16 protein-coding genes are annotated in these 19,041 nt (G+C 68.7%); all 16 read left to right on the top strand.

Going from position 1 to position 19,041, the window contains the following annotated elements; genetic code table 11:
* On the top strand, nucleotides 1–1,913 hold a 1,913-nt coding region (locus tag NV2_RS29760), incomplete at its 5' end, for a peptidoglycan D,D-transpeptidase FtsI family protein (protein ID WP_245662832.1).
* Between the two features lie 152 nt (nucleotides 1,914–2,065).
* Nucleotides 2,066–3,709 (top strand): UDP-N-acetylmuramoyl-L-alanyl-D-glutamate--2,6-diaminopimelate ligase, encoded by a 1,644-nt coding sequence (locus NV2_RS29755; RefSeq protein ID WP_067882005.1) that lies wholly within the window; start codon nucleotides 2,066–2,068, stop codon nucleotides 3,707–3,709.
* Nucleotides 3,706–5,244, top strand: coding sequence for a UDP-N-acetylmuramoyl-tripeptide--D-alanyl-D-alanine ligase (locus NV2_RS29750; RefSeq protein ID WP_067882002.1), 1,539 nt, complete (start codon nucleotides 3,706–3,708; stop codon nucleotides 5,242–5,244). Before NV2_RS29755 ends, NV2_RS29750 begins: the two co-directional genes overlap by 4 nt.
* Nucleotides 5,241–6,317 (top strand): phospho-N-acetylmuramoyl-pentapeptide-transferase, encoded by a 1,077-nt coding sequence (gene mraY, locus NV2_RS29745; protein ID WP_067881999.1) that lies wholly within the window; start codon nucleotides 5,241–5,243, stop codon nucleotides 6,315–6,317. The genes NV2_RS29750 and mraY overlap by 4 nt, the downstream gene beginning before the upstream one ends.
* Nucleotides 6,318–6,364: 47 nt before the next feature.
* Complete coding sequence (gene murD, locus NV2_RS29740; RefSeq protein ID WP_067881996.1) at nucleotides 6,365–7,828, top strand: UDP-N-acetylmuramoyl-L-alanine--D-glutamate ligase; 1,464 nt, start codon at nucleotides 6,365–6,367, stop codon at nucleotides 7,826–7,828.
* The gene (gene ftsW, locus NV2_RS29735; RefSeq protein ID WP_373863620.1) at nucleotides 7,806–9,398 is read left to right on the top strand and encodes a putative lipid II flippase FtsW; all 1,593 of its coding nucleotides are present in this window, start codon (nucleotides 7,806–7,808) and stop codon (nucleotides 9,396–9,398) included. The genes murD and ftsW overlap by 23 nt, the downstream gene beginning before the upstream one ends.
* A complete protein-coding gene (gene murG / locus NV2_RS29730) occupies nucleotides 9,395–10,567 on the top strand; it encodes an undecaprenyldiphospho-muramoylpentapeptide beta-N-acetylglucosaminyltransferase (RefSeq protein WP_067881990.1) in 1,173 nt (390 codons plus the stop codon). Before ftsW ends, murG begins: the two co-directional genes overlap by 4 nt.
* A 35-nt stretch (nucleotides 10,568–10,602) precedes the next feature.
* Nucleotides 10,603–12,084, top strand: a complete 1,482-nt coding sequence (murC, locus tag NV2_RS29725) for a UDP-N-acetylmuramate--L-alanine ligase (protein WP_067882035.1) — start codon at nucleotides 10,603–10,605, stop codon at nucleotides 12,082–12,084.
* Nucleotides 12,085–12,136: 52 nt separating this feature from the next.
* Nucleotides 12,137–12,949, top strand: coding sequence for a cell division protein FtsQ/DivIB (locus tag NV2_RS29720; protein WP_084475703.1), 813 nt, complete (start codon nucleotides 12,137–12,139; stop codon nucleotides 12,947–12,949).
* Nucleotides 12,950–13,319: 370 nt separating this feature from the next.
* Nucleotides 13,320–14,561 carry a cell division protein FtsZ gene (gene ftsZ / locus NV2_RS29715; RefSeq protein WP_067881987.1) on the top strand — a complete coding sequence of 414 codons (1,242 nt, stop codon included), beginning with the start codon at nucleotides 13,320–13,322 and terminating at the stop codon, nucleotides 14,559–14,561.
* Nucleotides 14,562–14,839: 278 nt separating this feature from the next.
* Complete coding sequence (pgeF, locus tag NV2_RS29710) at nucleotides 14,840–15,550, top strand: peptidoglycan editing factor PgeF (RefSeq protein WP_067882027.1); 711 nt, start codon at nucleotides 14,840–14,842, stop codon at nucleotides 15,548–15,550.
* The gene (locus NV2_RS29705) at nucleotides 15,547–16,269 is read left to right on the top strand and encodes a YggS family pyridoxal phosphate-dependent enzyme (protein WP_084475702.1); all 723 of its coding nucleotides are present in this window, start codon (nucleotides 15,547–15,549) and stop codon (nucleotides 16,267–16,269) included. Before pgeF ends, NV2_RS29705 begins: the two co-directional genes overlap by 4 nt.
* A gap of 187 nt (nucleotides 16,270–16,456) precedes the next feature.
* Nucleotides 16,457–17,260: a cell division protein SepF gene (locus NV2_RS29700; protein WP_067881985.1), complete on the top strand. Its 804-nt coding sequence runs from the start codon at nucleotides 16,457–16,459 to the stop codon at nucleotides 17,258–17,260.
* Nucleotides 17,261–17,383: 123 nt separating this feature from the next.
* Nucleotides 17,384–17,686: a YggT family protein gene (locus tag NV2_RS29695; RefSeq protein WP_067881982.1), complete on the top strand. Its 303-nt coding sequence runs from the start codon at nucleotides 17,384–17,386 to the stop codon at nucleotides 17,684–17,686.
* Nucleotides 17,687–17,761: 75 nt separating this feature from the next.
* Nucleotides 17,762–18,598, top strand: coding sequence for a DivIVA-like cell division protein Wag31 (gene wag31 / locus NV2_RS29690; RefSeq protein WP_067881979.1), 837 nt, complete (start codon nucleotides 17,762–17,764; stop codon nucleotides 18,596–18,598).
* Nucleotides 18,599–18,652: 54 nt separating this feature from the next.
* Entirely contained in the window at nucleotides 18,653–18,853 is a 201-nt protein-coding gene (locus tag NV2_RS29685) for a hypothetical protein (protein ID WP_067882023.1), read from the top strand.
* Nucleotides 18,854–19,041: the final 188 nt, after the last annotated feature.

Raw genomic sequence — 19,041 nt, 5'->3', positions numbered from 1 at the left:
GCCGTGGGGGTGGCGCCGGTCGGGGTGCCCCTCGGCGCGGCCGGGCGGGCACTCGTTCGGCGGCTCCCCGCCCACGTAGCGCGCCGCGGCGGCGCGGCCCCTCGCCCGCGGATGCGTTCACCCGCCTGCGGTTCGGGGTGGGTCGCATCGTGATGTTGGCGGCGCTGCTGGTGGTGGCGATGCAATTGCTGTGGCTGCAAACATTTTCCGCGCCGAACCTGTCCGCCGAGGCGGCCAGTCAACGCACGGTGCACGAGACGGATTGGGCGTTGCGCGGCTCCATTCGCGACCGCGACGGCCGGGCTCTGGCGTTCACGATGGCGACCAAGAAGCTGAGTTTCCGGCCGGTCGCGGTGCGGAAGGAACTGGCCGAGGCCCGCAGTAAGAGCAACGAGGCGCCCGAGGTCGACAAGCGGCTGGAGGCCATCGCGAAGATGCTCCACGAGAAGCTCGGCGAAGGTGCCCCGGCAGAGGCCGATCTGCTGGCGAAGCTGCGCAGCGACGACAAGTTCGTGTATCTGGCCTACAACGTCGATTCCCGGATCGCCGGTGAGATCACCGAGCGCTTCCCCGAGGTCGGGACCGAACGTCAGGACACGCCGGTTTACCCCGGCGGCTCGCTGGCGGCCAATATCGTCGGCGCCACCGGCTGGGACGGCCACGGTCAGGTGGGGCTCGAGGCCTCGATGGATTCGGTGCTGGCCGGTACCGACGGTTCACACAGCTACGACCGCGGCTCCGACGGCGCGGTCATTCCCGGCAGCGAGCGGGACAAGGTGCCGGCGGTCAACGGCTCCGACGTCGAGCTGACCATCGACTCCGATCTGCAGTACTACGTGCAGCAGCAGGTGCAGGAGGCCAAGGACAAGTCGAAGGCGAAATCGGCCTCCGCGGTGGTGCTGGATGCGCACACCGGGCAGGTGCTGGCCATGGCCAACAACAACACCTTCGATCCGTCCCGAGACCCGAAGTACTGGGATGCTGCCAATATCGGCAACCCGGCGGTGACCGATGCCTTCGAGCCGGGCTCGGTGAACAAGATCATCACTGCGGCGGCCGCCATCGAATCGGGTGTCACCACGCCGGAGGAAGTGCATCAGGTGCCCGGTGATATCGAGATGGGCGGTGTGACCGTGCACGATGCCTGGTCGCACGGGGTCGCGCCGTTCACCACCACCGGAATCTTCGGGAAATCCTCCAATGTGGGGACCCTGCTGCTGGCCCAGAAGGTCGGCAAGGATCGCTTCTGGGATGCGGTGCAGCGGTTCGGCCTGGGCAAGCGCACCGACGTGGGGCTGCCCGGCGAAAGCGGCGGAATCGTGCCCCCGCGCGATCAGTGGTCCGGCTCCACCTTCGCCAATCTCCCTATCGGCCAGGGGCTTTCGATGACCCTGCTGCAGATGACCGGAATGTACCAGGCCATCGCGAACGACGGTGTGCGGATCCCGCCCCGGATCGTCAAGGATGTGGTCGGCCCCGACGGCAATCGGGAGTCCGAACCACAGCCGGACGGGGTGCGGGTGGTGAGTGCGGACACCGCGAAAACCCTGCGCCGAATGTTCCAGGCGGTCGTACAGGCCGACCCGACCGGGAATCAGCAGGGCACCGGCGTGCCGGCGGCGGTCGAGGGATACCGCATCGCCGGGAAGACCGGTACCGCGCAGCAGATCGACGAGAATTGTCAGTGCTACTCCAACAGCCGCTACTGGATCACCTTCGCCGGAATCGCCCCGGCCGACGACCCGCGCTATGTCATCGGCATCATGCTCGACGCCCCGGAGCGCAGCTCCGACGGCAGCGGCGGAATGTCGGCCGCGCCGCTGTTCCACAACATCGCGTCCTGGGCACTGCAGCGCGACCGGATCCCACCCTCGGCCGAACCACCGAAACCCCTTGTGCTCGAGGCGCTGTAGGCGTGTACGGAGCCCGGAAACCCTTCCCGGTGCGGGTGCGGGAGCGGTGAGACCCGGTGGCCCGTGCGCGCGAGGTGCCCATGCTGCATGGCCCTCGATCGCTCACGGGTAACCTGACTCCCCGACCCCGATTCCAGACACCCGATGCACAGATGTGCGAACCGGAAAGGACCCTGGTGCCCGTGCAGCCCAGCCCGCAGGTGCTTCGCCCGGCCGTGACGTTGTCGACGCCCGTCACCGACGTTGCCGAACTCACCGGTGCCCGGCTGAACTCCGGCGCCGCGGCCGGTGTCGAGGTCACCGGTATCGAGCAGCGGTCGCACGCGGTGCAACCCGGAGATCTGTTCGCCGGTCTGGCCGGTGCCAACGCCCACGGCGCGCGTTTCGCCGCCGATGCCATCGCGCGCGGTGCGGTAGCCGTGTTCACCGACGCCGCCGGGGCGGAGCTGATCGGCACGGTCGAGGTTCCCGTGCTGGTGCACGACGACCCCCGCGCCGTGCTCGGGGAGTTGTCGGCCGCTGTCTACGGGCACCCCTCGCGGCGGTTGCGCGTCATCGGCATCACCGGCACGTCCGGTAAAACCACCACGTCGTACCTGGTGGAGGCCGGTTTGGCTGCGGCCGGAGTGTCGACCGCGCTGATCGGCACGATCGAGACCCGGATCGGCGGCGACCGTGTTCCGAGCGCGTTGACCACCCCCGAGGCGCCGCAGCTGCATGCGATCTTCGCGCTGATGGTCGAACAGGGCGTCGAGGCCGTGGTGATGGAGGTGTCCAGCCACGCGCTGGCGCTGGGCCGGGTCGACGGCGTGCACTTCGCACTCGGCGCGTTCACCAACCTCTCGCAGGACCACCTGGATTTCCATGCCGATTTCGAGGACTATTTCGCGGCCAAGCGCCGGCTGTTCGTGCCCGAGCCCGGTGCGCCCACCCGACAGGTCGCGGCCGATACGTGTGTGATCTGCGTCGATGACGCGTGGGGCCTGCGGCTGGCGCGCGAGGCCGGTGGGCGCGCGACGGTGGTGACCGTTGCGACCACCGAATCCGCGACCGGTGAGAACGAGCCGGAATGGACGGTCACCGATGCCGCGGCCCTGGTCGACGGCGGACAGCGCTTCACCGCGGTGGGTCCCACCGGTCCGGTCGAGGCACGATTGCGGCTGCCGGGACGCTACAACATCGCCAACGGGCTGCTGGCCCTCGCGGTGTGCGCGAATGCCGGCGCGGATGCCGGCACCGTGGCCGCTGCCCTGGGCGAGGTCGATGTGCCGGGCCGGATGCAGCGCGTCGGTGAGGGCCAGAATTTCCTGGCCCTGGTGGACTACGCGCACAAGCCCGCCGCGGTGGAGTCGGTGATCGCCACGCTGCGGCGACAGTTGCGCGACACCGGCGGCCGGCTGGCCGTCGTGGTCGGTGCCGGCGGCGATCGCGATGCCGGTAAGCGCCCGCTGATGGGGGCGACCGCGGCGCGGGGGGCGGAACTGCTCGTGATCACCGACGACAACCCCCGCACCGAGGACGCCGCCGAGATTCGTGCCGCGGTCCGGGCGGGGGCGCTGGGGATCGCCGAGGCCGAACGCGGTGAGGTGCGCGAGATCGGGGACCGTGCCGAGGCCATCGCCGCCGCGGTGGACTGGGCACGACAGGGTGATGTGGTGCTGGTGGCGGGTAAAGGACACGAGACGGGGCAGGAGATTGCGGGTGTGAAGTATCCGTTCGACGACCGTGAGGTGCTGGCGCAGGCACTGCTACGGAAAATTGCTGCGCCCGACAACAAGGACCTGACGGTTTCATGATCGAAATGACCCTGCGGGAGATCGCCGAGATCGTGGGCGGCACGCTGCACGATGTGAGCGACCCCGCGGCGACGGTGACCGGTGCGGTCGAATTCGATTCGCGCCGAATCAATTCCGGAGATCTGTTCCTGGCGTTGCCCGGTGAGCACGTCGACGGGCACGACTACGCGGACCGGGCGGTGGCCGCCGGTGCGGTCGCGGTGCTGGCCGCGCGGCCGGTGGGAGTACCGGCGGTGGTCGTCGCACCGGCGGCGACCGAGTCGAACCGGTCCTATGTACTGGCCCACGACACCGATGGCTCGGGTGCGGCGGTGCTGGCGGCGCTGGCGAAGCTGGCTCGCGCCAGTGTGGACCGGCTGGCCGAGGGCGGTCTGACGGTGGTCGGGGTGACCGGCTCCGCGGGAAAGACCTCCACGAAGGATCTGCTGGCGCGCGTACTGGCCCCACTGGGGGCGGTGGTGGCGCCACCCGGCTCGTTCAACAACGAACTCGGACATCCGTGGACGGCGTTGCGAGCCGGCGCCGAATCCCGGTTCCTGGCACTGGAACTGTCCGCGCGCGGGCCCGGGCATATCGCGGCTCTGGCCGAGATCGCGCCACCGCGGGTCGGTGTGGTGCTCAATGTCGGAACGGCACATCTGGGGGAATTCGGTGGTCGGGACGCGATCGCTCAGGCCAAGGGGGAACTGGTGGAGGCCCTGCCCGCCGACGGTGTCGCGGTGCTCAACGCCGACGACCCGCGGGTAGCGGCGATGGCCCCCCGTACGCGCGCCCGGGTGGTGACCTTCGGCCAGGCCGCCGGCGCCGACGTGCGGGCGACCGATGTGGTGCTCGACTCGGAGGCGCGGGCGGGTTTCACCCTGCGAGCCGGTGGGGCACAGGCGCCGGTACAGCTGGCGGTCTACGGCGAACATCAGGTTCCCAACGCGCTGGCCGCGGCCGCGGTGGCACTCGAATGCGGTGCGGATCTGCCCACGGTGGCCGCGGCGCTGGCCGGCGCCACCGTCGATTCGGCGCACCGCATGGATGTCCGGACCCGGCCCGACGGTGTCACGGTCGTCGACGACGCCTACAACGCCAACCCGGACTCCATGCGCGCCGCACTCAAGGCCCTGGTCTCGATGTCGCGCGCCGGCGGCACGCCTGTCGCACCGCGTGGCCGGCGCAGCTGGGCGGTGCTCGGCGAGATGGCCGAACTGGGCGAGGAGTCCGTGCTCGAGCACGACGGCATCGGTCGGCTCGCGGTGCGTTTGGACGTCGACCGCCTGATCGTGGTCGGTACCGGCCGACCGGCCCGCGCGCTGCACCAGGGTGCGGTCATGGAAGGCTCGTGGGGCGAGGAATCGATCCTCGTACCCGATATCGACTCCGCCATCGCCGTGCTCGACGAGGAGCTGGCAGCCGGTGATGTGGTGCTGGTCAAAGCATCCAACTCCGCGGGCCTGTGGGCCGTGGCGCAGCACGTGCTCGCATCGGGTTCGCGGTCGGTGGATGACGGCGCGCCCACGGCGGCGGGCACGGAGGCAGCTCGATGAGGCAGATTCTGTTCGCGGCGGGTATCGCGCTGGCGGTGTCGATCCTGCTGACGCCGCTGCTGATCCGGATGTTCGCCCGGCGTGGTTTCGGCCAGGAGATCCGCATCGACGGCCCGCAGAGTCATCAGGCCAAGCGCGGGACCCCGACGATGGGCGGCGTGGCGATCCTGATCGGGATGTGGGCCGGATACCTCGGTTCACATCTGATCGGCATCGGCTATCACGCCGACGGCCCGTCGGTCTCGGGTCTGCTGGTACTGGGCCTGGCCACCGCGCTCGGCGTGGTCGGCTTCACCGATGACTTCATCAAATTGCGCAAACAGCGCAACCTCGGGTTGACCGCGGCCGGTAAGTACATCGGGCAGATCGGCTCCGCGGTGATCTTCGGCGTGCTGGCGCTGCAGTTCAAGGGTGCGAGCGAGCGGACCCCCGCCAGCCGGCACCTGTCCTATGTGCGCGACATCAACACGGTCTCGATGAGCGTGGTCATCTTCCTGGCCTTCGTCTGCCTGGTCGTGGTCGCCTGGTCCAACGCGGTGAATCTGACCGACGGCCTGGACGGTCTGGCGGCCGGCTCGATGAGCCTGGTGCTGGGCGCCTACGTGATCATCACGTTCTGGCAGTACTACCACGCCTGCGAATTCAAGGCCGAGGCCGGCTGCTACAACGTGCGTGACCCGCTGGATCTGTCGCTGGTCTGTGCCGCGGGCGCGGCGGCGTGTGTCGGATTCCTGTGGTGGAACGCGGCACCGGCCAAGATCTTCATGGGTGATACCGGATCGCTCGCCCTGGGCGGTCTGATCGCCGGGCTGTCCATCACCACCCGCACCGAGTTGCTGATGGTCGTGATCGGTGCCCTGTTCGTCGCCGAGACCGTGTCGGTGGTGCTGCAGGTGGCGGTTTTCCGGACCACCCGCAATCGATTGTTCAAGATGGCCCCGTTCCATCACCACTTCGAACTGAGCAAATGGGCGGAGACGACGGTCATCATCCGGTTCTGGCTACTCGCCGGAATCGCGGCGGCGGTCGGTCTGGGCTTGTTCTACAGCGAATACCTCTCGCAGGTCGGGTAGCAGCGATGGTCGAACATACTCCGAGGACCCTGCGATCACCGGGTCCGATGCTCGAATTTCTGCGCGGCCGTGACGTTCTCGTCGCGGGCTGGGGAGTGTCGGGGCGCTCGCTGATCGAGCCGCTGCGCGATATCGGTGCCCGCCCCGTGGTCACCGACGCCGGTGAGAAGGCGATGGCCGAGGCCGCCGAGCTGGGGCTCGATACGGCCACCGGCGCCGAACTCCTCCGACCCGATGCGTTGACCAGGTTCGCGCTGGTCATCACCAGTCCGGGGTGGCGACCGGACTCGCCGGTCCTGGTATCGGCGGTCACCGAGGGCATCCCGGTGTGGGGCGATGTGGAATTCGCCTGGTGGGTCGATCAGGCCCGCCTCTACGGGCCGGTCCGTAAATGGCTCGTGATCACCGGGACCAACGGTAAGACCACCACCACACAGATGACCCACGCGATCCTGCGTGCGGCGGGACTGGCGAGCGTGGCGTGCGGCAATATCGGTGTGCCGATCCTGGACGCGCTGCGGCGTACACCCGGACCACAGGTGCTCGCGGTCGAGCTGTCGTCGTTCCAGTTGCACTGGGCGCCGTCGGTGCGCCCCGAGGCCGGCGTGGTACTCAACGTCGCCGAGGACCATCTGGACTGGCACGGCGGCCTGGACGCTTACGCCGCGGCCAAGGCGCGGGCATTGACCGGACGGGTCGGCGTGGTCGGCCTCGACGACGCCGTGGCCGCCGCACTGGCACGAAAGTCCAAGGCCCGCCGCACCGTCGGTTTCCGGATCGGCGTCCCGGCCGACGGTGAACTGGGCGTGGTCGACGGCAAACTGCTCGACCGCGCGTTCACCAAGGCCGCGATCCTCGCCGAGGTCGGCGACATCAGCCCGCAGGGGCCTGCGGGGGTGGCCGACGCCTTGGCTGCGGCCGCGCTGACCCGCTCGATCGATGTGGCACCGCAATTCGTCAAGGAGGGCCTGGCCGAGCACAAGGTCGGCCCGCACCGGGCGACGTTCGTGCGCGAGCTGGCGGGAGTGGGTTTCGTCGACGATTCCAAGGCGACCAATCCCCATGCGGCGCGTTCGTCGATCATGGCGCATCCGCAGGTGGTGTGGGTCGCCGGAGGCCTGCTCAAGGGCGCCCACATCGACGATCTGGTCGAAGAGGTCGCCGAACGGCTCGTCGCCGCGGTCGTCTTCGGCAAGGACGCGCCGATCATCACTGCCGCATTGGCGCGACACGCGCCCGATGTCCCGGTCGTGGAGCTCGGTTCGGGTGACGATGCACAGATGAGCGGGGAACCTTCGACGGCGTCGCTGGTCGCCGAGATCGACGGTGCCGACGCGGTGATGGCCCGCGCGGTGCGGATCGCCGCCGGGTACGCCGGTCGCGGCGATACCGTGTTGCTCGCTCCGGCGGCGGCCTCGCTCGACATGTTCGCCGACTACACCCACCGCGGCCGCAGTTTCGTCGCGGCCGTGCAGGCACTGGACGACAGTGACATCGGGGGACAGCAGTGAATCCGAGCGAGGCGGCACGGTGACCGCGGCGCGCAAGCCCTCCGGCACCTGGTTCGGTGCCTGGCTGGCGCGCCCGCTCGCCGATTTTCACCTGGTCGTCACCATCGCCACCCTGCTGACCGTGCTCGGTCTGGTGATGGTGCTGTCGGCGTCGAGCGTGGAGGCCTATGCCGACGGTGGCTCGGCGTATTCGCTGTTCATGCAGCAGGCATTCTTCGCCGTCCTCGGCGCGGGGCTGTTCTATCTCGCACTGCGGGTACCGATGCGGCTGCTGCGGCAGCTGTCGTTTCCGGTCTTCGCGGCGTCGGTGGTGCTGCTGGTGCTGGTGCTGATCCCGGGTATCGGCTCCCAGGTTCAGGGGTCGCGCCGGTGGTTCGATCTCGGATTCGCCTCGTTGCAGCCCTCCGAGATCGTCAAGGTCACGCTGATTCTGTGGGGTGCGCATCTGCTGGCCACCCGTATCGGTGAGAAGGCCGGCTACAAGGACATTCTGGTGCCGCTGGTGCCCGCCGGCCTGCTCGTCTGCCTGCTGATCGTGCTCGAGCCCAATCTCTCGACCACGATCGCGGTCGGCATCATCCTGGTGGCACTGCTGTGGTTCGGCGGATTGCCGGTGCGGCTGTTCGTGACGATCGCCGTGTCGGGTGGGGTGGCCGCGGGCATTCTCGCGCTGTCGGCCGGATACCGGTCCGACCGCATGCGGGCGTTCTTCAATCCGGGCGACGACCCGCAGGGCATCGGCTACCAGGCGCGCCAGGCTCAGTTCTCACTGGCCGATGGTGGTATCTGGGGGCGCGGACTGGGGCAGAGCCGGGCCAAGTGGAGCTATCTGCCCAACGCACACAACGACTTCATCTTCGCCATCATCGGTGAGGAGCTCGGATTCCTGGGCTGTGCGCTGGTGCTGGGGCTGTTCGCGCTGTTCGTCTTCGTCGGGCTGCGGATCGCGGCCCGGTCGGTCGACCCCTTCCTGCGGCTGCTGACCGCGGCCGCGACCACCTGGATCACCGGCCAGGCGCTGATCAATATCGGCTACGTGGTCGGGCTGCTCCCGGTGACGGGCCTACAGCTGCCGCTGGTATCGGCCGGCGGCTCGTCGCTGGCCATCACCTTGATGATGTTCGGTCTGATCGCGAGCGCGGCCCGGCACGAACCCGAGGCGATCGCCGCGCTGAAGGCCGGACAGGACGGCCGGGTCAGCAGATTGCTGCGCCTGCCGGTCCCGGAGAGTTTCGCACCCGCCCGCGCGCGGACCGGTCGTGCGCGCTCGGCGGCGGCGTCGGGAGCGCGGCGGCGGGAACTGCCCCCGGCACGCAAGCGGTCCGGTAAGTCCGCGCAGTCGGGGAAGCCGCGCGCCGCGAGCAAGTCGCGCGGCGCGGTCAAGCCACGGGGTGGGGCTGCCGCGGCGCCGCGGCGGTCGATAGATTCGGATTCGGCACGGCGGCGCAGCGCCGAACCCGCTCGGCGGGATCCGCGTGGGGCTGCACCGTCGGGGTCGTGGCGTGCGACCCGGGCCTGGGAGCCCAGCTATCCGATGAAACATGCGAGAGAACGAGGTAATTCGAGGTGACAACCGGCGAGAGCGGTACGACGGGTTCCGGGCAACGGACGCTCTCGGTAATCGTCGCGGGTGGGGGAACAGCGGGGCATATCGAACCCGCGATGGCGGTCGCGGACGCACTGCGCCGACTCGACCCCTCGATCCGGATCACGGCGCTGGGTACCCGGCGCGGACTGGAGACGACCCTGGTCCCCGAGCGGGGCTACCGGCTGGAACTGATTCCGCCGGTGCCGCTGCCCCGGAAACCGACCGCGGATCTGCTGCGGCTGCCGGGCCGGGTGCGCGCGGCCGTGGCCCGGACCCGCGCGGTGATCGAGGAGGTCGACGCCGATGTGATCGTCGGATTCGGTGGCTACGTCTCGGTGCCGGCGTATCTGGCTGCGGGCGGGGGCGTGCTGCGCCGTTCCCGGCGCGTGCCACTGATCGTGCACGAAGCCAATGTGAAGGCCGGTATCGCCAATAAACTCGGTGCCCGGCGTGCGGCGCGGGTGCTCGCGGCAGTACCGAATTCGGGCGTGCACGCCCGCGGGCGCACCGATGCGGAGGTCGTCGGGATTCCGGTGCGCGCGTCCATCGCCACCTTGGACCGTGCCGGGTTGCGGGAGCAGGCCCGCGCGCATTTCGGACTGCCCGCCCACGGCCCGGCGTTGCTGGTGTTCGGTGGGTCGCAGGGCGCTCGTCGAGTGAACGAAGCGGTCTCCGGCGCCGCCGGGCAACTGCTGGCCGCCGGCATCTCCGTCCTGCACGCCCACGGCCCCAAGAACACGCTCGACCTCGGCGGTATCGATGCCGAATCGGGCCGTGACGGAGCAAGATACGTCGCTGTTCCGTATCTGTCGCGGATGGATCTGGCTTATGCCGCCACCGATGCCGCGGTGTGCCGCTCGGGCGCGATGACGGTGGCGGAGGTGTCGGCGGTCGGACTGCCGGCGTTCTACGTTCCGCTGCCCCACGGTAACGGCGAGCAGGAGTTCAACGCACGACCGGTCGTCGCGCAGGGTGGTGGCAGAATTGTCGCCGATGCGGAGATGACACCGAAGTATGTGATGGACGAGGTGATCGCATTGCTCGGCGATCCGGCCGCGCTGACGAGGATGTCGGTGGCCGCTGCCGGAGCGGGACATCGGGACGCTGCCGACGAGGTGGCGCGGATCGTGGCGGAGGTGGCCGGCAGGTGACCGGAGGAGACGAGGCGGGCGTCGTCGGCGCGGCGGTGCCGGAACTGCCGGAGCTGCTGCGGCGGGTGCACATGGTCGGCATCGGCGGCGCGGGTATGTCGGGTATCGCCCGCATTCTGCTGTCGCGCGGTGGCCAGGTATCGGGTTCGGATGCCAAGGAGAGCCGCGGTGTGCTGGCGTTGCGGGCGCGCGGCGCGCAGGTCCGCATCGGCCACGACGCGAGCGCCCTGGACCTGCTGCCGGGTGGCGCGACCGCGGTGGTGACGACCTTCGCCGCCATCCCCAAGACGAATCCCGAACTGGTGGAGGCGAAGCGGCGCGGGGTGCCGGTGCTGCTGCGTCCGGCGGTCCTGGCCGAACTGATGCACGGTCACCACACCTTGCTGGTGTCGGGGACGCACGGCAAGACGTCGACCACCTCCATGCTGGTTGTCGCGTTGCAGCACTGCGGATGTGATCCGTCCTTCGCCGTCGGTGGTGAACTCAACGAGGCCGGCACCAATGCTCATCACGGCACCGGCGGTTATTTCGTCGCCGAGGCCGACGAGTCGGACGGTTCGCTGCTGCAGTACGACCCGGACGTGGCCGTGGTCACCAACATCGAATCCGATCACCTGGACTTCTTCGGCTCCGACGAGGCCTATGTTCAGGTCTTCGACGACTTCGTGGCCCGGCTCGCTGCCGGGGGCCTGCTGGTGGTGTGCCTGGACGATCCCGGATCACGGGCATTGGCCGAGCGGACCGCCGCACGTGTCGCCGCCGGTGAACTCGATATCCGGATCGCCGGGTACGGTGCAGCCGCACCGGCCGACGTGCCGGTACCGCTGCAGGCCCGGCTGCTGGATTGGCAGCCGCGCGATGTGGGCGGGGTGGCGACCATCCAGCTGGGTGGTGAACCGGCGCCGCGCACGCTGCGACTGTCGGTCCCGGGACGGCATATGGCGCTCAATGCGCTGGCCGCGCTGCTCGCCGCCCGCGGCGCCGGCGCCGACCTGGACGAAATCCTTCAGGGGCTGGAGGGTTTCGGTGGTGTGCATCGCCGCTTCCAGTTCGTCGGCAGGGAGGGCGGTGTGCGGGTCTTCGACGATTACGCGCACCATCCGACCGAGGTCCGGGCGGTGCTCGGCGCGGCCGCCGAACTGGTCCGCCAGGAGGCCGCCGACGGCGCCCGCTCCCGGCAGGGCCGGGTGATCGTCGTGTTCCAGCCGCATTTGTACAGCCGCACAGCCACATTCGCCGAGGAGTTCGGCGCGGCGCTGTCGCTGGCCGACGAGGTGGTGGTACTCGATGTGTACGGTGCTCGTGAGGAGCCGTTGCCCGGTGTGAACGGCGCGCTGGTTGCGCAGTCGGTGACGAAAGCTGTGCACTATCAGCCCGATATGTCGCGCGTGGGCCGGCAGGCATCGAGTCTCGCGCGCCCGGGCGATGTGGTGATCACGATGGGCGCCGGTGATGTGACGATGCTGGGCGGCCAGATTCTGGACGGACTGCGGGTACGCCCGCCGTCGGGACGGTGATCGTGGCGCCCCCGGCCGAGGGGCGTCGCGGCACCCGGAGAGGGAGGTGCCGATGACCCGCCGTGGGACGATCCAGCGGTCCGCAGCGGATGCCGATGCCGATGACGGTCCCGAAGCCGGTCCCGATTCGGGCTCCGGCGCGGACGGCCGGCGCAGGCAGCGCCGGTCGGCTGGCCGAAGTCGTGCGGGCACGCTGCCGGAGAGCCGGCTGTGGCGAATCCTGTTGTGGGGTACTCCGGTTGTCCTGGTCGTGGTCGTGCTGCTCGCGGTCGCTTACTTCACCCCGATACTGTCGGTGCGTACGGTGCAGATCGAAGGTCTGTCCGCGGTGCCGGATCAGCAGGTGCGTACCGTGTTGCAGATCCCGGAGGGGCGATCCATGCTGCGCATCGACACCGATGCGATCGCGCGGCGGGTGGCGGCGCTACCGAAGGTGCGCTCGGCCCGGGTGCAGCGGGTGTTCCCGTCCACCGTGCGGGTGAGTGTCGACGAGCGCCGGGCGGTGCTGTTCTTCGACAGTCCGCAGGGGCCGCATCTGGTGGATTCCGACAGCGTCGAATTCGCGGTCGAACCGGCGCCGCCGGGTGTTCCGAAGCTCAGCACCGACCGTCCCGGTGGCTCGGAGCCGGTGACGCGCGCCGCGGTGACGGTGCTCGACGCCGCGCCTCCGGCGCTTCGTGCGCAGGTGGGAGAGGTTGTGGCTCGGTCGGTTTCGGATATCGAGCTGAAACTCACCGATGGGCGTACGGTGGTGTGGGGCGGGCCGGAGGACTCCGAACGCAAAGCGGCTGTAGTTCTTCCGGTGCTGACGCGCCCCGGAACGGTATTCGACGTTTCGAGTCCTGATCTGGTAACGGTAAGATAGTGACACTCGTTGTGCCGTTGCGGTTTTCAACCGGCGGCCGGGAGTCGGTGGCCAGGTGCGATGGCCGTGGCGTCTCGGATCGTCCGGGTGCCGTGGTCGCGTGCGTGGCCGGTGCATCCGCGATCGTGCGGGGTGCTCGGACGAGACGGATCACACAAGAATTCGCCCATCGTTTCGGCGCGCCTGCGCACGGATCGCGGCGGGTGCGAATAGCGTTCCGCACCAGTCGGATACTTGACATAACGCCAACCCTATGGTTCAGGTTTAGGGTTCGCCCGAGCGTCGGCCCGGACGAACCGCGAACTCCGGACCGGCGTAGTGACGAGTATCCGGAAACGACAGGCTTTGGATCGAAGGAAGGCGAGAGCCCATGACGCCCCCGCACAACTACCTTGCAGTGATCAAGGTCGTCGGTATCGGCGGCGGCGGCGTGAACGCCGTCAACCGAATGATCGAACAGGGACTCAAGGGAGTCGAGTTCATCGCCGTCAACACCGACGCGCAAGCGCTGCTGATGAGTGATGCGGACGTCAAACTCGACGTCGGCCGCGAACTCACCCGAGGACTGGGAGCCGGCGCGGACCCCGAGGTCGGCCGTAAGGCTGCCGAGGATCACAAGGACGAGATCGAAGAGGTACTCAAGGGCGCCGATATGGTCTTCGTGACCGCAGGTGAAGGCGGTGGCACCGGTACCGGCGGCGCACCGGTGGTCGCCTCGATCGCCCGCAAGCTCGGTGCGCTGACCATCGGCGTGGTGACGCGCCCCTTCTCCTTCGAGGGGAAGCGGCGCAGCAATCAGGCCGAGTCCGGGATTCAGGCGCTGCGGGAATCCTGCGACACCCTCATCGTCATCCCCAACGACCGGTTGCTGCAGCTCGGCGACGCCGCGGTGAGCCTGATGGACGCGTTCCGCTCGGCGGACGAGGTGCTGCTCAACGGTGTTCAGGGCATTACCGACCTGATCACGACCCCGGGGTTGATCAACGTCGACTTCGCCGACGTCAAGAGCGTCATGTCCGGCGCGGGTTCTGCCTTGATGGGTATCGGATCGTCCCGGGGCGAGGGTAGATCGGTGAAGGCCGCGGAGGCCGCGATCAATTCACCGCTGCTCGAGGCATCGATGGACGGCGCGCACGGGGTCCTGCTGTCGATCGCGGGTGGTTCGGACCTCGGTCTGTTCGAGATCAACGAGGCTGCCTCGCTGGTCCAGGAGGCCGCCCATATCGAGGCCAACATCATTTTCGGCACGGTCATCGACGACTCGCTCGGTGACGAGGTCCGGGTCACCGTGATCGCGGCCGGGTTCGACGGTGGTACGCCCGCTCGGCGCATCGAGCCGGCCACACGGTCCAGTATCGGATCGGGTCGCGCCGGGGAGATCGGGCAAGCCGCACCGCCACGCACCCGGGAGTTCGGTGCGGAGACCACTGCGCGCCGGTCCGAGCCGGAACGTCCGGCCGAGCCGGAGCCGGCTCGTGGCCCGGCGCCGTCCTACGAGCCGCGTCCGGCCACCGAGCCGACGATCGCGCACAACAATCGGACTCATATCCAGCCTCCGCCGGACGAGGACACCGACGACGACGTGGACGTGCCGTCGTTCATGCGTCGGTAGGCCGGCACTACGTAGTTCCGCTCACGCCCCGCCCGGACGATTCCGGGCGGGGCGTCGGCGTGTCGTGCCTCGGTGCGGTATCCCGTCCGAGTCGACGATCCCAGGCATGGGGCCGGTCGGGACGTCGACGGCAGCGCCGGGGCTCGCGTAGTTCCATACGTTCGTGGTGCCGGAGGTGATGGTGCGCACGCTTCATGCCCAACCGGCCTGGTCGGATCCGTGACGGTCCGGCTGTCGGTTCCGGTACTACTAATCTCGGAGGTATGACACAGACTTCGGTGCGAACGCGGCGAGTCACGACCACGCGTGCGGGCGGCGTGTCGCGGGCGCCCTACGATTCGTTCAACCTCGGCGACCATGTCGGCGACGACCCGGAGGCGGTGCGACGCAACCGGATCCGGCTAGCCGAGGGAATCGGTCTCGCTCCGGAGCAGCTGGTGTGGATGGAGCAGGTCCACGGCCGCACGGTTGCGGTGGTCGACGGCCCGCGTTCGGAACCGGTACCGGTCACCGACGCACTCGTCACCACCGTGCCGGGTCTGGCGCTGGTGGTGCTGACCGCCGATTGCGTGCCGATTCTGTTGTCCGACGACGAGGCCGGGGTGGTCGCGGCGGTGCACGCGGGCCGGGTCGGTGCGCGCATCGGGATCGTGCCGAAGGTCCTCGAGACGATGGTCGCCGCCGGGGCCCGGACCGAGCGCATCGGTGCCTTCCTCGGTCCCGCGGCGAGCGGCGAACAGTACGAGGTGCCCGCGGCGATGCGCGACGATGTGGAGGCGCATCTGCCCGGCAGTGCGACTCGAACCCGGCGCGGCACTCCCGCGCTCGATCTCCGCGCCGGCATCCGTCGCCAACTCGAACAGGCCGGTGTCGGGGCGGTCGCCGTCGACCCGCGGTGCACCATCTCCGACCGGACGTTGTTCAGCCACCGCCGTGGCGCGCCCACCGGACGTATCGCCGGCGTGATCTGGATGGAGGAACAGCGGTGAGCGCGGGCCGCGAAGCGGAGTTGGCTGCCGCCCTCATCCGGGTGGAGCATCGCATCGATACGGCGTGCCGGGCGGCGGACCGCGACCGTGCGACGGTCCGGCTGCTACCGGTCACCAAGTATTTTCCGGCCTCCGACGTGGAGATCCTGTACCGGCTCGGGCGCCGCGAAGTCGGCGAATCGCGGGAACAGGAGGCCGCCGCGAAGGTGGCGACATCGGGTCCGCTGTCCGGAATGCGCTGGCACATGATCGGCCGGTTGCAGCGGAACAAGGCGAAATCGGTGGTGCGGTGGGCCGATACCGTGCATTCGGTGGACTCGCCGCGATTGGTCCGGGCACTCGACGGAGCGGCGGTGACCGCCCTCGACGAGGGGGTGCGTGCCGAGCCGCTGCGCGTGCTGCTCCAGGTCAGCCTCGATCGGGACCCGGCGCGTGGTGGTGTCGTGCCCGACGAACTCGGCGCCCTCGCCGCGCAGGTCGCCGCGTCCGGAGGCCTGACCCTCGGCGGGGTGATGGCTGTCGCGCCGTTGGGGGCGGATCCGGAGCGGTCGTTTGCCGAACTCGCCGGAATGCATCACGAACTGCTCCAGGAGCATCCGGGCGCCACCGAAATGTCGGCGGGAATGTCGGGAGATCTGGAGGCAGCCGTCGCATGCGGCGCGACGTGCGTGCGTGTCGGTACCGCCTTGATGGGCGCGCGACCGATAACCTCGCAATAGCAAACAAACCTCATCAGTCACATTCGCAACATATGCTGGAGACTGAAGAGGACTGAGCCCGACTTCAACACCCCAGGCCGGTCGGGGCCGTAGGAAGGTCGACCAGGATGAGCGAGCGTAGCGAGCGGGAGTTCAGCGCAGCCACGAGCGTGCTCGTGCTGGAAGCGAACGCTAGCGAGGTGGAAGCATGAGTACCCTGCACAGGTTCAAGGCGTACTTCGGCATGGTTCCGCTCGAGGACTACGAAGACGACTATGTCGACGACCGCGGGCCTCGGGGAATCGATGACCACGGCCCGCTGGGGTCCGACGATCGTGGTATCCGGCGGTCGCGTTTCGGTGACGACCCGTACGACGCCGTTCGCCCCCGCTTCGGCGAGGATCGCTTCGCCGACGACCCCGGATACGCGGAGCCGGCCTACAAGGCGCCGTACCAGCCCGGCTATTCGGTGCCGCGGCGCTCCGAGTTCGCCGACGAGTCCTACTCCGACGACCGTTACGAGCCGCTGCGCCGGCCGACGCGGATCGAATCCGCGCCGTCGGGCCGTTCACGCGGTCTCGGTGGTGGCACGCCGATGGTGCGCGGCACGACACACGGTGCGCTGGCGGTCGATCCCGAGGCCGAGCGGCGGATGGAAGAGCGGCGGATGGAGGAGCGTGCCCGGTTCGAGCCGGCGCCACGCCGCAACCCCGTCTTCGAGGACGGAGGTCCGTTGTCCAAGATCACCACACTGCGTCCGCGCACGTATGCCGAGGCAGCGATCATCGGCGAGCGTTTCCGTGACGGCACGCCGGTGATCATGGATCTGGTCGAGATGAGCAACGCGGATGCTCGTCGCCTGGTCGATTTCGCCGCCGGACTGGCGTTCGCGCTGCGCGGCTCGTTCGACAAGGTGGCCACCAAGGTGTTCCTGCTCTCACCGTCGGATGTCGACGTATCGGCCGAGGAGCGTCGCCGGATCGCCGAAAACGGCTTCTACAACCAGAAATAGTTCCGATCCGGGGGGCGCGGCACGCCGGCGGCCCCCGCCCGGAACAGTCGCCGCGGGGTAGCCGATCCGAACTGGTCGGCGCGGGGAGTTTGCACGGCACCGAATCTGAGGCAAAGTGGACAGGTGGCCTTGTTCCAGGTGCTGTATGTACTCCTGTTCCTCTTCTGGCTGTTGCTGATCAGCCGAGTGATCGTCGAGTTCATCCGCAGTTTTGCGCGTGATTGGCATCCGCGGGGGTTCGTCGCTGTCGTGCTCGAGGGCATCTTCACGATCACAGATCCGCCCGTAAAACTGTTGAGGCGCTTGATACCTCCCATCAACTTGGGGGGCATTCGCCTGGATCTGTCCATTATGGTGCTGCTTTTCATCGTGTTCATTCTGATGTCCATCGTCGGCAGGCTCGGACAGCCGATAGCTCCGGTGTGACAGAATGGGCCGAGAACACGAGCTTGCTAGAAGATCTACGCTAGATCTCCGTACGAAGCGTGAAGGGATCCTTCCATGCCGCTGACTCCAGCCGATGTGCACAACGTCGCGTTCAGCAAACCGCCGATCGGGAAGCGCGGCTACAACGAGGATGAAGTCGACGCGTTCCTCGACTTGGTCGAACAGGAACTCTCACGTCTGATCGAGGAGAACGCGGATCTGCGCCAGCGGGTTGCTGAGCTGGATGCCGAGCTGGTGGACTCGAAGAAGTCGCGCCCGGCACCTCAGGCCGTGAAACCAGCCCCGCCGCAGCCCGAGCCGCCGAAACCCGCTCCGGTCGCGCCCCCGGTCCCGGTACCGGCCCCCGCGCCGGTGGCCCCGGCGCACGATGCTTCCGCCGCGGACGCCAACCTGCAGGCCGCGAAGGTACTGAGTCTGGCGCAGGAAATGGCGGACCGGCTCACCACCGACGCGAAGGCCGAAGCCGAACAGTTGCTGTCGAACGCCCGCGCCAATTCCGAGCGCATGGTGAGCGAGGCGCAGACCCGCTCCGACGCCATGGTCGGCGAGGCCCGGCAGAAGGCCGACGCGTTGCTCGCGGACGCACAGACCCGCTCCGACAGCCAGCTGCGGCAGGCCAAGGAGAAGGCCGATGCTCTGCAGGCCGACGCCGAGCGGCAGCACACCGAGATCATGGGCACGATCACCCAGCAGCGCAGTGTGCTGGAGAGCCGGATCGAACAGCTGAAGACCTTCGAACGCGAATACCGGGTGCGGCTCAAGTCCTACCTGGAATCGCAGCTCGAGGAACTGGAGAATCGTGGTTCCGCGGTACCCGTGGACGGTGGCGAGGTCTTCGAGGCCGTCGCCGGTAGCCACGGTCCGGCTTCCTTCGCGAAGGGCGGCAAGTAGCTCGCCGGTTCGTGGCGGGTGTTGCTGCCCGCCCTGCCCGCCCAGGGGGTGACCATGCTCGTTGTGACGTTAGTCCTGGCTGCGGTCGGATTCGCCCTGCTCGTAGCCGCGCTGACCACCGGATCGGTGATCTGGGCGTGGGGCTGCATCGTCGTCTGTGTCATCGGGGCGGTAGTCCTGCTGGTCAGTGTGCTGGCGACCCGCGGGCCCGAAGACGAGCCGCAGCCACGCCCCGGCCGGCACGCCAAACGGTGATGCGGGCCGGTAGGCAGTACCGGGTCCGGAAATAGCGTTGCCCGTACTGGCTACAATCAAACCTGTAGTTCGGCAGTGATCCGGCCATCACCGGGGAGCCTTCGGAAGAACGGCGTGTGAGCGCCCAGTAGAACCGAACGGGTCGAGCCCGTCACAGCTCGTAACGAGAGGCCCACCGGTCCGAACGT

Origin of the sequence: Nocardia vermiculata NBRC 100427 (assembly GCF_001613265.1) — a bacterium.
In the GTDB taxonomy this organism is placed as follows: Bacteria; Actinomycetota; Actinomycetes; order Mycobacteriales; family Mycobacteriaceae; genus Nocardia; species Nocardia vermiculata.
The sequence above is the reverse complement of the archived record's forward strand: the minus strand, read 5'-3'. Positions and strand labels throughout refer to the sequence as shown.

Coding starts and splice junctions, on each gene's coding strand:
- NV2_RS29720 (WP_084475703.1), top strand. CDS start 12,137: ATGACCCGCCGTGGGACGATCCAGCGGTCCGCAGCGGATGCCGATGCC.
- NV2_RS29755 (WP_067882005.1), top strand. CDS start 2,066: ATGTGCGAACCGGAAAGGACCCTGGTGCCCGTGCAGCCCAGCCCGCAG.
- NV2_RS29685 (WP_067882023.1), top strand. CDS start 18,653: ATGCTCGTTGTGACGTTAGTCCTGGCTGCGGTCGGATTCGCCCTGCTC.
- wag31 (WP_067881979.1), top strand. CDS start 17,762: ATGCCGCTGACTCCAGCCGATGTGCACAACGTCGCGTTCAGCAAACCG.
- ftsZ (WP_067881987.1), top strand. CDS start 13,320: ATGACGCCCCCGCACAACTACCTTGCAGTGATCAAGGTCGTCGGTATC.
- murD (WP_067881996.1), top strand. CDS start 6,365: ATGCTCGAATTTCTGCGCGGCCGTGACGTTCTCGTCGCGGGCTGGGGA.
- mraY (WP_067881999.1), top strand. CDS start 5,241: ATGAGGCAGATTCTGTTCGCGGCGGGTATCGCGCTGGCGGTGTCGATC.
- NV2_RS29750 (WP_067882002.1), top strand. CDS start 3,706: ATGATCGAAATGACCCTGCGGGAGATCGCCGAGATCGTGGGCGGCACG.
- NV2_RS29700 (WP_067881985.1), top strand. CDS start 16,457: ATGAGTACCCTGCACAGGTTCAAGGCGTACTTCGGCATGGTTCCGCTC.